Annotated in this window: 14 protein-coding genes and 1 pseudogene; 7 read left to right on the forward strand and 8 right to left on the reverse strand. The window is 51.8% G+C overall.

Annotated features, from left to right (window positions below; genetic code table 11):
* Positions 1–81 precede the first annotated feature (81 nt).
* Together Absy_RS13035 and Absy_RS10670 are read left to right on the forward strand one after the other, a co-directional pair.
* Positions 82–213, forward strand: coding sequence for a type ISP restriction/modification enzyme (locus tag Absy_RS13035; RefSeq protein WP_373852774.1), 132 nt, complete (start codon positions 82–84; stop codon positions 211–213).
* Positions 210–899 carry a type ISP restriction/modification enzyme gene (locus tag Absy_RS10670; RefSeq protein WP_048854749.1) on the forward strand — a complete coding sequence of 230 codons (690 nt, stop codon included), beginning with the start codon at positions 210–212 and terminating at the stop codon, positions 897–899. The genes Absy_RS13035 and Absy_RS10670 overlap by 4 nt, the downstream gene beginning before the upstream one ends.
* Positions 900–1,053: 154 nt before the next feature.
* Here the strand turns inward: Absy_RS10670 and Absy_RS10675 are convergent, their stop codons facing one another.
* Positions 1,054–1,971 (reverse strand): LysR family transcriptional regulator, encoded by a 918-nt coding sequence (locus Absy_RS10675; protein WP_048854750.1) that lies wholly within the window; start codon positions 1,969–1,971, stop codon positions 1,054–1,056.
* A gap of 101 nt (positions 1,972–2,072) precedes the next feature.
* Here Absy_RS10675 and Absy_RS10680 point away from each other — a divergent pair, with 101 nt between their 5' ends.
* Complete coding sequence (locus Absy_RS10680) at positions 2,073–2,867, forward strand: NAD(P)H-dependent oxidoreductase (protein ID WP_048854751.1); 795 nt, start codon at positions 2,073–2,075, stop codon at positions 2,865–2,867.
* A 244-nt stretch (positions 2,868–3,111) separates the two neighbouring features.
* On the forward strand, positions 3,112–3,357 hold the full coding sequence (locus tag Absy_RS10685; RefSeq protein WP_048854752.1) for a DUF6538 domain-containing protein: 246 nt from the start codon (positions 3,112–3,114) through the stop codon (positions 3,355–3,357).
* Here Absy_RS10685 and Absy_RS10690 read toward each other — a convergent pair.
* The 7 genes and pseudogenes from Absy_RS10690 to Absy_RS10725 form a co-directional block, all read right to left on the reverse strand.
* A pseudogene (locus Absy_RS10690) lies at positions 3,335–3,768 on the reverse strand (transposase); the annotation flags it as partial. The gene Absy_RS10685 and the pseudogene Absy_RS10690 overlap by 23 nt on opposite strands.
* Before the next feature lie 384 nt (positions 3,769–4,152).
* On the reverse strand, positions 4,153–4,476 hold the full coding sequence (locus Absy_RS10700; RefSeq protein ID WP_048854755.1) for a hypothetical protein: 324 nt from the start codon (positions 4,474–4,476) through the stop codon (positions 4,153–4,155).
* 12 nt (positions 4,477–4,488) lie between these two features.
* Positions 4,489–7,659 (reverse strand): MobF family relaxase, encoded by a 3,171-nt coding sequence (gene mobF / locus Absy_RS10705; RefSeq protein WP_052945755.1) that lies wholly within the window; start codon positions 7,657–7,659, stop codon positions 4,489–4,491.
* The gene (locus tag Absy_RS10710; protein WP_048854756.1) at positions 7,656–7,916 is read right to left on the reverse strand and encodes a hypothetical protein; all 261 of its coding nucleotides are present in this window, start codon (positions 7,914–7,916) and stop codon (positions 7,656–7,658) included. Before Absy_RS10710 ends, mobF begins: the two co-directional genes overlap by 4 nt.
* A gap of 435 nt (positions 7,917–8,351) precedes the next feature.
* Positions 8,352–8,555 (reverse strand): hypothetical protein, encoded by a 204-nt coding sequence (locus tag Absy_RS10715; protein WP_048854757.1) that lies wholly within the window; start codon positions 8,553–8,555, stop codon positions 8,352–8,354.
* A 129-nt stretch (positions 8,556–8,684) separates the two neighbouring features.
* Positions 8,685–9,068 carry a type II toxin-antitoxin system PemK/MazF family toxin gene (locus Absy_RS10720; RefSeq protein WP_048854762.1) on the reverse strand — a complete coding sequence of 128 codons (384 nt, stop codon included), beginning with the start codon at positions 9,066–9,068 and terminating at the stop codon, positions 8,685–8,687.
* Positions 9,058–9,300 (reverse strand): hypothetical protein, encoded by a 243-nt coding sequence (locus tag Absy_RS10725; protein ID WP_095351951.1) that lies wholly within the window; start codon positions 9,298–9,300, stop codon positions 9,058–9,060. The genes Absy_RS10720 and Absy_RS10725 overlap by 11 nt, the downstream gene beginning before the upstream one ends.
* A gap of 354 nt (positions 9,301–9,654) precedes the next feature.
* On the opposite strand from Absy_RS10725, the gene Absy_RS10730 reads away from it, so the two are divergent.
* The 3 genes from Absy_RS10730 to Absy_RS10740 form a co-directional block, all read left to right on the forward strand.
* Positions 9,655–10,521 carry a hypothetical protein gene (locus tag Absy_RS10730; RefSeq protein ID WP_146802654.1) on the forward strand — a complete coding sequence of 289 codons (867 nt, stop codon included), beginning with the start codon at positions 9,655–9,657 and terminating at the stop codon, positions 10,519–10,521.
* Positions 10,522–10,605: 84 nt separating this feature from the next.
* Positions 10,606–11,397, forward strand: a complete 792-nt coding sequence (locus tag Absy_RS10735) for a hypothetical protein (protein WP_143221500.1) — start codon at positions 10,606–10,608, stop codon at positions 11,395–11,397.
* On the forward strand, positions 11,385–11,996 hold a 612-nt coding region (locus Absy_RS10740; RefSeq protein WP_048854760.1), incomplete at its 3' end, for a hypothetical protein. The genes Absy_RS10735 and Absy_RS10740, both read left to right, overlap by 13 nt.

Genomic DNA, 11,996 nt, shown 5'->3' on the forward strand with positions numbered 1-11,996 from the left:
AACAGAGCAACAGAGCAACAGAGCAACAGAGCAACAGAGCAAACGCGCTGCCTGACAGAGTGTCAAGAGATAAATCTGGTTATCTGCACATCCAGCCCGGGAGAAGACCGTCCGTTCTCAGCAATAATGGCGTCATCCACACCAGACCTGCACCTACTGCACGGGGGCCAATGCTTCCCGATGTTCCTTTACGACATGGAGGACAACCAATGAGCATTTCTCAAGGTAGCCTCTTTGAACAGCCCTCAACTCAGCCACGCCTTGTGCGCCGTGAAGCCATTACAGATGAAGGATTAAAGCACTTTCAGGATGCTTATCCGGGGCAGACCATCAGCAAGAAAGACCTGTTCTACTATGTCTACGGTATCCTGCACTCTGAGGAATATCGGCAACGCTATGCTGACACCCTACGCAAAGAATTACCTCGCATTCCTCGTTTAAAAACATATGAGGCGTTCAAGGCATTCAGCGATGCAGGTCGCAGACTTGGAGAAATGCATGTCAATTTTGACAGCCAGCCCATCTACGAAGGTGTAAAGATTGATTATGGCAAAGGCCCTCTGACGCCGGAAGCTTTCCGAGTAGAAAAAATGAAATACGGTAAAGGCAAGGACAAAAGCGTCCTGCATTACAATGACCGTATCACCGTCACAGGCATCCCGCTGGAAGCCTATGATTATGTTGTAAATGGCAAGCCCGCACTGGACTGGGTTGTCGAACGCCAGTGCGTCAAAACCGACAAGGCCAGCAGTATTGTAAACGATGCCAATGACTGGGCTATCGAGACCATGGATAACCCACGTTACCCGTTGGAACTGTTCCTTCGGGTGCTGACTATCAGCCTTGAAACCATGAAAATCGTAAAGGCCTTACCAGCTCTAGATATTCTAGAAAACTAACCAAACAAGGGGGTCAACGGGGGAGTTCACTCCCCCTTGCCTGCTTGCAAACCATCGCCACACAACGTGTCCGCTGGTTTGCACGGCTGGCTTTACTTTGCTTTAAAGGCAACCTACCTCCACAACAAATTTCCAATCTTTCTACCCTAATATTCTATTTCACAATTCCAGAGATACTGGCGATTTTCTCAGCAAGGAAATCTGCACAGATACGCACTCGTGCGATATTCGCCCGCTCAGGTGAAATCAACATACTCAGTGGAACAGGAGATAGTCTGTACGCTGGCAAAAGCACCGATAACTCTCCACTCATAATGCAGTCATCAACGAGCCAATGATGAGCAGGCCCAAACCCTCGACCGACTACAAATGCCTGCCGTGCTGCCAGTCCGTGATCAACTATTAACCGTCCTTTGAAGGGCACCGTAATGTGGTCATCATCCGGGGTTTGTAAATGTAAAGATGACGAACCCTGTACGCGAGACATTTTCACACCATCATGACCGATGAGGTCTTCCGGTTCCTGCGGGACGCCATGAGCCTGTAACCACTCAGGTGATGCAACCAACACCCGATGACTTAACCCGAGAGAGCGAAGCTTCATGGCACTATCGGTTAAAGGCCCCAAACGTATTGCAATATCGATACCCTCACGCACCAGATCAATACGTTCATCCGTCAGATTGAATTCAATCTGAATATCAGGATACTTATCCTGAAATGCAAAAATAATTTTCTCAACATGTAAAATGCCAAATGCGGCAGTACATGAAATTCGTACTAAGCCAGTCGCTGCCTTTTTGGCTTTTTTCACGTCCTCATTTGCCTGCTCAACCAATCTCAAGATATGCAGGCATTGAGTATAATATCGCCTTCCTTCATCAGTCAGCATGACACTACGCGTTGTACGCACGAATAACGAAACTCCTAGAGCCTCCTCCAATTCATGCAAATGGCGCGTGACTGTTGACTGCCCAACCCCCAACTCCCGTGCCACAGCAACAAGCTGTCCCCGTTCAGCAATACGAACAAAGGTCTGCATACGATCAAGAGTAACGTACGATTGTTCCATTATTCAGCATAGTCCTATCCGTCAGCAGTCTATAGCAGAATAATAGGACACTCTCTATCCTTCCTGAAAGTTTCCAGCTTTTCTGAAAGGAATATGACGTCATGAATGTTCTGATTATTTTTGCGCATCCAGAACGAAACTCTCTGAATGGGGCACTCCTTGATATCGCCAGAAATGAACTCGAAGCTTCAGGCCACACAGTTCAGGTTTCTGACCTCTATGCGATGAAGTGGAAAACTGACATTGACCGAAAGGACTTCCCGTCTTTTCCTGCTGATGAACGCCTCAAGGTTGCCTCTGCATCCGCTGAATCATTTTCCTCTCATACTTTGACGCCAGACGTCGAAGCTGAGCAGAAAAAACTTTTATGGGCTGACACAGTCATTCTTCAGTTCCCCCTCTGGTGGTTCAGTATGCCAGCAATTCTCAAAGGCTGGGTAGACCGTGTTTATTCCTGCGGCTTTACATACGGAGTGGGAGAACACAGTGATAAACGTTGGGGAGACCGCTATGGTGAAGGCACAATGGCAGGCAAAAGAGCAATGCTCATTGTCACTGCCGGAGGTTGGCCCGAGCATTATTCATCTCGCGGCATAAACGGCCCGATAGATGACATCCTTTTCCCCATCACCCACGGTATCCTCTTTTATCCCGGTTTCACCGTATTACCGTCCTTTGTCGCTTACCGCGTTGATCGCTTAAATGAACAAGAGTTTTCTATTCTTTCCGATAAATTTAAAGAGAGAATACAAACTTTGGCGACAACTTCACCAATCCCATATCGAAACCAAAATGATGGTGATTATACTATTCCAACCATGCTGCTGAAATCAGGATTAGAAAAAGCAGGCACAAGTGGATTTGAGCTTCACTTAAAGGCAGAGCCTCATCTATAGGCCACTCTTGACTGCCCCACGGGTTTGCCCGCACAGTGAACCCGCAGTCACCATGTGAAGGATGATTTCATCTGAAATTATCGTTCTGTTTCAATGGGTTGTCTGATTGGTTGCGCCCAAAGCGAGCGGGTTCAAGTCCCGCAGTTCGCATACCTTAAGGTATTGATTTTATTGAGAAAACCCAAAAGAGGTGAAGTGTAAACCCGCTTCTCCACAGTCCTTCTCCAAACTGGAGAAATTCTCAATGCTGGCTCTTGTAGGCACCCACTACCATTTCCGGCGCGTCGTCCCCGTTGCCTTACGGCCCCTCTTCGGCAAAACTGAATTCTGGATTTCCCTCAAAACGGGAAGCAAATCAGAAGCCCGCCTCTCGGCCATGGCCCTCCATGCCCGGACGAGTGCGCTATTCAGAACGGCCCGAACCATGACTGACCCAGCCCAGAACAAGCCCATCACCAAGGACGACCTTCTGGCGCTGGTGTGGATATGACATTCAGCAGTTCCCGCACCCGGGCGAGGCTGGCCTTGCGGCTGGAACTGGACAGCAGGCCATAATCGCGGATGCGATGAAATCCCCGTGGCAGAACATGCAGCATGAAGCGGCGGATGAACTCATCCGTGGCGAGTGTCATGACCTGCTGCTGGTGGGCCGTGTCCCGCCGGTAGTCCTTGTAGCGGAACGTCACGCCGTTTTCGTTGAACGCCAAGAGGCGGCGGTTCGAGATGGCGACATGGTGGGTATAGCGTGACAGTTAGGCCAGCACCGCTTTTGGACCGGCTTGGCGTAGACGACCCAGCGCCTGCTGCGCACAGGGGCCAGATACCGCAGGAAGGCACGACGGTCTGCCAAAGGGGCAAGTTGCCCCCGGAAGACCAGCCGATCGGCGTCGAAAAGTGCCAGCCGCGTTCTGCTCAATCTGGAACTGGCGCACATCCTCGACTGTTGCCGTGTGGGGTGAGCGGCCCAGAAACGTGGCGAAACGGCCGACATCGCGAAGGCAATTGCGCTGCGTCTCCCAGGAGAACCGCCGCACCGCCATGTCATCAAGCAGGCGCTGGCGAAGGGGACTGATTGCAGCAATGCACAGGGACTCTGTCATCATCCGGCTCCTTCTGGTGGGAAGAAGCCAGAGTGCTTGGTCCGATTAGGACAGTTCCAAATAAAACAGATCGCTCACGCCGTGGTGACAGACCTCCACATCGCACCAATCCCGCGCAGCGGGTTCGTTCTCCCCCCCATTGGTGACTAACGGTTATTCTCACGTATTAGACAATTTTAATTTTATTACGCCTTCCAACCTCGCTTCCCTCGCCATGCCTCATTGATCAAAGCTGTCAGTACCCCTTGATCTGTTCTGGAATAGATCAGATCGGGATGCTTTGTAAGAAAGTAATAAACTGACTGCATGTCCGTGTGTCCCCAGTTCGGCCGGTCATCAATAAACTGCCTCAGTCCATCAAGGGCTTCCTGGTTAATATCTTCAACCCGTCGCCGAAAAGCACGATACTCTTCACTACTCTGGCAGTTTTCAGCCTCACGCTCCATCGACATCAATGGGGCAAGAGTTGCAATCAACTGCTCTATCTCCATCACATCATCTTCCATCATGGCCTGCTCCTGTCACAAACCCGGCTCGACGTTACGGCTTCTGCCTCTATCACGCACCTGCTCCTGTTGCCGTACATGCTTTTTCTTCTGATTACGCTTCAGACCATCAACTGATTTCTTGATAGATTCAGCCATATTCTGGGTCTGGTAAGCCTGACGTCGAAGTTTACGACTCACATCATCCCACTGTTCAGGCGTTATCGCGCGTAATCCCCGGCTCGCCTGTCGTGCACGTTGCTTCTCCCCAGGAGACTTTCCTTCCAGCCTTGCCTTCTCATTGACATGGGCCTGTGTAATCCAGCGCCGCAGATCATCCTGATACTTCAGTTCAACGCCTTCCAGATCAATTGCCAGAGCCTTATATGGGTGCTTACCCATATCACCAGCAATACGGTTCAGAATGTCCTCAATCGTAACTGGTGTCTTATCTCCTAATGGACGGGAAAAGGTTTCTGCTTCTGTGACAGGAGCCTCAGCTATCTTCGTCCAGCAGGTCAGAACATGTCGGCTCTCGGCCACATAAGCCGTGAATCCCGTAACTGCTGCTGTCCCTCGGGGCATGGCGTTAATATGTTCGTCTGAAGTAATCCCCTGGGCCGCATCAATGGTCATGGCATGACCAAATCCTAACTTGATCCGCCCTGTTTTCCTGTCGGCCAAACGCTCCCATGGAACGAAACCTTCGACGCCCTGACTATTCTTCAGAACGATACCTTTTTCATTCCATCCTTTGACATCGACAAAATCACCATTGTTGCCCAACTGGCGCCAACGGTTGCGATCATTCGTTCGCACCAAACAGTTTGTCCGTGAAAAAAGACGAACCCTATCGCCTACTGAAAGGGGTAAATCATATTCCTCATCTCTCTGGTCTATGGCAGCCCGAACGATCTCTTCTTTTCCAATTTCACCTCGAATACGCAGTCTTTCACGTACAGCAATACTGAGGGCCATGACATCTTCATTGGTGGGAGCTGACATTGTAATGCCACGCTTTGACCCTGCCGCCGTCAGCATGTCACGGCGTTTAAGGTAGAAGTCCGCGATATTTTCCACGACCTGCGTATGATCACCCCCGACAAGACTGAAGGTGCCGTCCTTACGCTTCATGTCTATCGCCTGCCGCGCACGCTGGGTGTCCTGCTCTTTCTGCTTTGCTTCCGAAAGCGTCAGATCACGGCCGGGGCTTCGAAACAAACCTGCAATTTCACGTCCGCGGGCCGTTTTCTGGCGAACCGTGCTGAGAAGTGCCGGCTGTGCTTCTTTGGGGAGCACACGCATGAGCAGCTCTACAGCATCACCTGCCTCAATCGCCTGCGCCTGTTCACGGTCCGCCAGAATACGCAAGGTGAATCCTGCTTCCTGTTGATAACGCAGGATCTGTAACATCTGACCTGGTGCAATCTGGCTCGCTTCATCCAGTACCAGAACGCTATCCGGGTCGAGGCTAAGGCTCCCATCCTCAATTTTTCTCAGAAGGGGCGCAAGGGCATAGCGTTCTTCGATGCCTGCATCCGACAGGGCGTCAGCCTGACGCCATGCCAGCGCTGCTCCGACCATGCGTCGCCCATCCTGTTTCCATGCATCCACCAACGGTTGAAGCAGGGCGGTTTTCCCTGCCCCGGCAACACCCGTCAGAAAGGCAAGCTGGCCAGCCTCCCCCATTGCATAGATGGCAGCAAGCTGTGCCTTGCCATGGTCCGGCTCGCGCTCAAAATCCAATCCCGAACGCGCAATTGCCGCCGCAATCTGCTCGCTCGACAACACCCCTGTTTGTGTTCTGGACGCGAGGCCAGCCAGATCAGCCATTTCCTCTTCAAGCGCCACCTGAGCCGTGGTCGCGACCTGAACCAGACGGTCGCGTTCCTTTTCAACAAACAGGACCATCTCACCATTCATCATGATGCCCCGTTCTTTAATCATCTCCGCCACACGGTCGATATCCGAACTGGATGCTATCCCTGACGCGATTAGGCCATGCGCCGCGTGAACTCGGAACATATTCTTGTCCAGCACGGCTGCAGTACGAAATTCCTCAGCAAGCAACCTAGCGGCAACCTCGTATGCCTTTTCAAACCGTTCCTGTTGGGATAGTTCCCGAGGCTTCTCATCAGTGAGAACGGTCTTATGCTCCCAGCCCATTTCTCTGGCCTGCTCGCGCCATATTTCCCGGTCATTTGTTCCATCGTATTTTTTGGAACGATACGCCAGATTGGCCTGATGCAACACCTTGAATTTCTGGTCAGCCGTCATAGTGTTCCAGTTACCACCCTGACGTTTCACAAAGGCCTTGGCCTGCTGTTCTGCCTGCCTCGACCGTTTAGAAAATGCCTCACAAGCCTCTTTCGGAATAGCCTCAATAACAACAGCCTTGCCACGTGCATCCGGCGCAACTTTAACTCCAAGCTTGCGTAGTTCCTGTGCCAGCTCTGCCTGAAAATATGCCCCATAAAGATGAGCCGTCACTTTCGTCAGGCGCGCACTGTCCAAAGATCCGAGATGTCCACTCTCCGTCGCCACAGCGTTAAGCATGACGTTATGAATATGAGCTTGAGGATCACCAGGCACTGGTATCTCCACCGACGCAGTCGCACCCACCTCACCGTCCTGAATATGCAGAGCTGGGCGGGCTGTGTAATGGCGAAAAGAAATCCACGCTACCTCCCCTTCTTCTTCAAATGCTTTATCTCCAGATACTCTGCGCGCAACACCAATTTCAGAGCCTATCAGGCGAAGGGCACGGTCATTAGCAAGGTGAATAGCCTGCCAGATCAAAGCCTGTTCAGCTTTGGTCGCTGCAAATTCAGCAGCCAGAGTAACGGATTTATCTGGCGAAGCCGTAAAATCAAACCCAGATATCTCACGCTTTCGACCAGTATTTTTCCATGCTTCGCCTGTATCAGCTCTTTTCGCTTCAAACAATCGAGCCATGCCCTCATCTGTAGGCGGTTTGGTGGTATCGATCCCTAAAGCATCAGCAATATGAGCCCCTATATTGGGAGCCCATGCCCCTTTCCCTTCCCGGCCTGTATAATAAGAATTAAGCCGCTCTCCATTTTCCGTGTTTTTATCCAGATCACGATCCGTACGAACATCGTTTTCTGGTTCCAATTGGTGCTCCCGCAAATAGGCTACGATAAGCTTCCCGGCCCCATTCGCAGTTAATTTACGAAAGGTAATCATGCCAGTCCTCCAGATCTGGCGACTTTGACCAGTTCGTCGACTGACGCCTTAACGCCACCAAGTGTTTCCGAAAGCCCATCAATAGCATTGGCCATCAGTGCCAATGTCTCTGAAATTTTTGCACTTTCATCATCATCTTCTGAGGGGCTGAGCATCTTAAGGATATCCTTGATATCCTTCCCCATGACATCCTCTTTTGACAGGATCGCTACCAAGATATCTGCTATTTTTTGCTGGCCTGAATCCACCACGCCCATAACTCCTTTCCAATACGATGGAATGAGTATGACCGGTCCAGTTGTGAATACGGTTCGGTCAGTCCGGGAGACGGGAACATTGCACGAACTCCGTGCTTCACTCACAAAAGCAGCCCTGCACGTACAGTAGAACGATGGTGGCAGGACGCCGTAAGCGATTGTCGATCGGTTTTTCCCGATTGGTTTCAAGTTCGGACCCGGCCAGATAAAATCATTAGCGCCGGTAATGACGACCCACGATGGCAGCTTGCCCGGCCATAGGGGAGCAGTGTGTAATCGGCAGGACAAGGATACGTGTCAGGCCCGCATCATACTGGGTTGTGAGAATAATGGCACATGGACAATCCTTTCGGCCTTCCGCCTGCCCTTGGTCTGCTTACCGACGCCATAGGTAGGAATACCGAATAACAAGCCCCTGTATCAGGTCGGGGAAACTCACTGGTTACTGATCTCTGCATCCAGGTGGGCATAACTATCCGGCACCATGGACGCTGCGATAGCTTCAATATCAAGTTCGCTCAACTCATTGGGCAGCACAACACGACGGTATCTGGCGAGCAGCTTCTGGTATTCAGCAGCAGACAGAAGCACCAGCCTATCCTTGCCATTGCGGATGAACTCTGCACTGGAAACACGCACTGTCAGTTCTCCTACTGGTACGGTGTAAAGTTATGTAATTTTCGTATTATATGAACCTTACAATCCCGAGGCCCTCATGATGTTTTCTTAAACCGCTTGTGTGGCCGGCAAGGGCTGCACCAGAAGTCGTTAAATATCAGCCCCGATCAGGAATGCGATCTGTTTACGCATCATCTCCAGCTGTTCTGGGCGAACAGAGCTATCAGTTGGCATGATGCGCAATTTGGATGTCGTCGTAACCAGCGCACAAACAGCCCAGCAGACTTTAGAGCACCCGTTCTCAGGTGATGGGTCGAGCCTGACACTCAGGTCAGGAATGACCAATCCCTCATCATCAGTCAGTGGGACAAGAATGACATTGGGCCACTCGGCCGGAAAGAGATCATCTTCCACGACAACAGCAGGACGGCGTTTGTTGGGCTCTTTCGGAAGGGCATCCCCACGCCAATCAGCCAGAACAATCTGACCAGGACGAAAGATCATAGTGCTGGCGACTGGCCGATCAGAAGCCATTGCTATGGGGTCCCCCGGTCTCTTCAAAAAGAGCCTGCCTCTCAGGCGCTTCTGCCGCATAATGGGCGACCCGGGCACTATCCTGATGAATGCGTTGACGCTTGGCCGCTCTGGCTCCGGCACTCAGGATGTCTCTCACCAGGTTACTCAGCGGAACACCTTGAACAGTAGCTTCCTGCTCCAGGTCTCGCCGCAACCTGTCGTCAAGGCGAATGGATAACGGTCCAGCCATCGTTTCCTCCTTACATAATATACAGACACTACCGTAATACAATTTAGTATTACAATCAAAAAAAACGCGCGCCCCAGACAGACCATCCTTCCGTCATTGCACCGGTTATCTGATCTGCTGTCAGTGTCACGCTGGCCCCTATGTCGTGACAACGACATCCCCTCATGGCGATAGCGCGAAGCGCAAACCGAAAGGTTTGCATTTGTATATGGAAAAGGTTTTTTGGTGATGTTGTTGTGATGTAGTTCTGATGTAAAGCGGCAGCAAAAGCGAGAAAGAGTTGATGGATAACTGATGTCTTGGTATAGGGCTTGGGCGGCCACAAAAGGCGCAAGAGTGTGGGAAGCGGCCAAAATGACGACAATAAGCATCGGGATTGAAGGGGCGTTGGCAGCGCTTGACGACGCTTATGGCGCGGCATCGTTGCGGGCATGGATGGAGCGGCATCGTGACGCATTGCTCGCTCATCTGGATGGCCGTCGGATCAACTGGCGCGCACTCTGTGAATGGTTTGCCTCGGCTGGCCTGACAAACGCCAAAGGTGAAACACCGAGCATCCGTTGCGCCCAGTTAACCTGGCACCGCGTCGGCAAGTGGCTGGAACGCAGGAAGACCCAAGCAGCAGAGCGGAATGCTGAAACCCTGCGCCTCGAAGCGGAACGCGAGAGCGAAAGAGCTTTACGGGATGCAGAAAACCGCCTGAAGCAGGAAGCAGAGGCCATTGAGAGAGCAAAGCTGCTCGAGAAGATGGCGTGTGCTGAACGCGCAGCAGAATGGCAGCGCGAAAACAGGGCGCGCGTAGAAGAGTATAAGCATCAGGCGAAACAGAACCGTGCAGCTGAAACAGCTACGCCAACCGTGACAAAGCCAATACCGGCACTATCAGAAGCCCAGCCAGACGGCTCGCATCTGGTTTATCTGGATTTGCCCAAAGTCGATAAAGTTTCAGCTAAGGCCTATTTGCCGCACGACCCGTCTTTGCCTCCCGTTCAGGAAGGCGAACTGGAACAGATAAGGCTTCTTCCGTTCAAGTTCAGTGATCTGCCGGGCTACCCAAGCCATAGGAATTACGATTACGAGTTCGAGTGGCTGAGAGATGTTGGACATCTGCTTTGGGCCAGACACGGAACTACAGAAACGATGACTTTAGCAGAAAGCGAAGTTTTCCGTGCGGCCCGAAATCAGGTACCCGGTTTTTGGCGTGATATTACCCCGCAGTAGCACGTCTGAGAGTATTCACAACCTGAACCCGTATCCTTGATTTGAAGGTGTACATCCTGTCCACCGATCATACTCGAGGATTGCATGTCTGAGAAAACGACAACCGTTACACCAAACTCATCCACTCAATCCCGTCGGGCATTCTGGCGGATAGGTCGGGGGCGAAGCGGGGGAAGTCTGGGTTGTGCAGGGATTGCCCGCCGGGCGATTGCCCTTGGCCATCCTGTCCTTGTTGCAGATGGCGATATCAACAACCCCATGCTCTCCCGGCTCTACCCAGCCACAAGCAAATACGGCGTTGAACGTCCGACCAGCGCCACCCTTGAAACGAGCAAAGTCTGGCTGGCAGACATTCTGGCTCAGGCACTACAGCGCGAAGCGTCCGTCATTATTGATATGGGCGGTGGAGACCGTGTGAGCGAAGAACTGGCTGAAGAGTCCAATCTGGGAGAATTCCTAAGTCACAGCGGTCTCCAGCCTACCTATGGTTATTTCACAGGCCCTGAGCGTGATGACTTTGAACACGTCCACCGCATCTGGAACAGTGGTGTCTTCAAAGGCGGACAATCAGTGCTGATACTCAATGCCGGGCTAGTTCGCACCCACAATAGCGCAGTGGATCCTTTTGCATGGTTACGCAAAGATTCTCGCTATCAGGAAATGGCATCTCAGGGTGTAAAAATTATCGATATGCCTGCGCTAACCTGCATGAAACACATTGAGGGGGCAGGACTTACCGTTTTTGATGCTATCGACGGAAAAGCATGTAGCAATGGCCAACCCCTAAACCTGCTCTGGGTCCATATGGCCAAAGAATGGTACAATAAGCTTATTATTGCCCTCGAAAGCGAAGGTGGTAAGAAATGGTTGCCTTAACCCCACAGGGCAACCAAAAGGAACAGGAGGCGCGAGAGCGTCTCCTGAGTGCCCTTCATGACGCGGGAATTGGGTTGGACACTCCGCTTGGCATTCTGATTATGTCGCAAGCCGAGGCATCAGCAGCAGCCAAGGATACGACAAGCACCCTTCTTGATGAGCTAAAAGCTGAACGCCTGTCGGTCCAGAGCGACCTGACAGCACTGCTTGAACGGTTGGACAAAGGATTTCAAAGTATCCAGAGCCTCCAAAATACAGGGGAAGCACGCCTTAAAGAGCAGGAAATTGCCCTCGCGCGGGATCAGCAGGCCCTCTTTGACCGCTTCATGGCCTCGTTGGAAAAGGGCTTGAAGGAACAGACCTTCGAGCGGATCCGCGAGCGTCTTCCGACACAGGAATACACGTTTTACCGGGAAGCCCGTTGGCACGCCTATGCCCGATTGGCTCTCATGGCGGGTGGCCTTATTTTAATGGGTGCGTGTGTTTCACTGTTTGCGACATGGGACCAGAGCAGTCGCGGCCGTTATTGTCTGACACACACGTATCATGATTCCAAAACTGAATTGCCCCGGGTTTTGTGGAGACAGAACGACCCGAGA

Origin of the sequence: Acetobacter syzygii, assembly GCF_000964225.1 — a bacterium.
In the GTDB taxonomy this organism is placed as follows: Bacteria; Pseudomonadota; Alphaproteobacteria; order Acetobacterales; family Acetobacteraceae; genus Acetobacter; species Acetobacter syzygii.

Bases quoted from the DNA above. Each gene is read 5' to 3' on its own strand.
- Absy_RS10675 (WP_048854750.1), bottom strand. From the start codon at position 1,971: ATGGAACAATCGTACGTTACTCTTGATCGTATGCAGACCTTTGTTCGT.
- Absy_RS10725 (WP_095351951.1), bottom strand. From the start codon at position 9,300: ATGGCTGGACCGTTATCCATTCGCCTTGACGACAGGTTGCGGCGAGAC.
- Absy_RS10720 (WP_048854762.1), bottom strand. From the start codon at position 9,068: ATGGCTTCTGATCGGCCAGTCGCCAGCACTATGATCTTTCGTCCTGGT.
- Absy_RS10680 (WP_048854751.1), top strand. From the start codon at position 2,073: ATGAATGTTCTGATTATTTTTGCGCATCCAGAACGAAACTCTCTGAAT.
- Absy_RS10670 (WP_048854749.1), top strand. From the start codon at position 210: ATGAGCATTTCTCAAGGTAGCCTCTTTGAACAGCCCTCAACTCAGCCA.
- Absy_RS10685 (WP_048854752.1), top strand. From the start codon at position 3,112: ATGCTGGCTCTTGTAGGCACCCACTACCATTTCCGGCGCGTCGTCCCC.
- Absy_RS10700 (WP_048854755.1), bottom strand. From the start codon at position 4,476: ATGATGGAAGATGATGTGATGGAGATAGAGCAGTTGATTGCAACTCTT.
- Absy_RS10730 (WP_146802654.1), top strand. From the start codon at position 9,655: ATGACGACAATAAGCATCGGGATTGAAGGGGCGTTGGCAGCGCTTGAC.
- Absy_RS10710 (WP_048854756.1), bottom strand. From the start codon at position 7,916: ATGGGCGTGGTGGATTCAGGCCAGCAAAAAATAGCAGATATCTTGGTA.
- mobF (WP_052945755.1), bottom strand. From the start codon at position 7,659: ATGATTACCTTTCGTAAATTAACTGCGAATGGGGCCGGGAAGCTTATC.
- Absy_RS10735 (WP_143221500.1), top strand. From the start codon at position 10,606: ATGTCTGAGAAAACGACAACCGTTACACCAAACTCATCCACTCAATCC.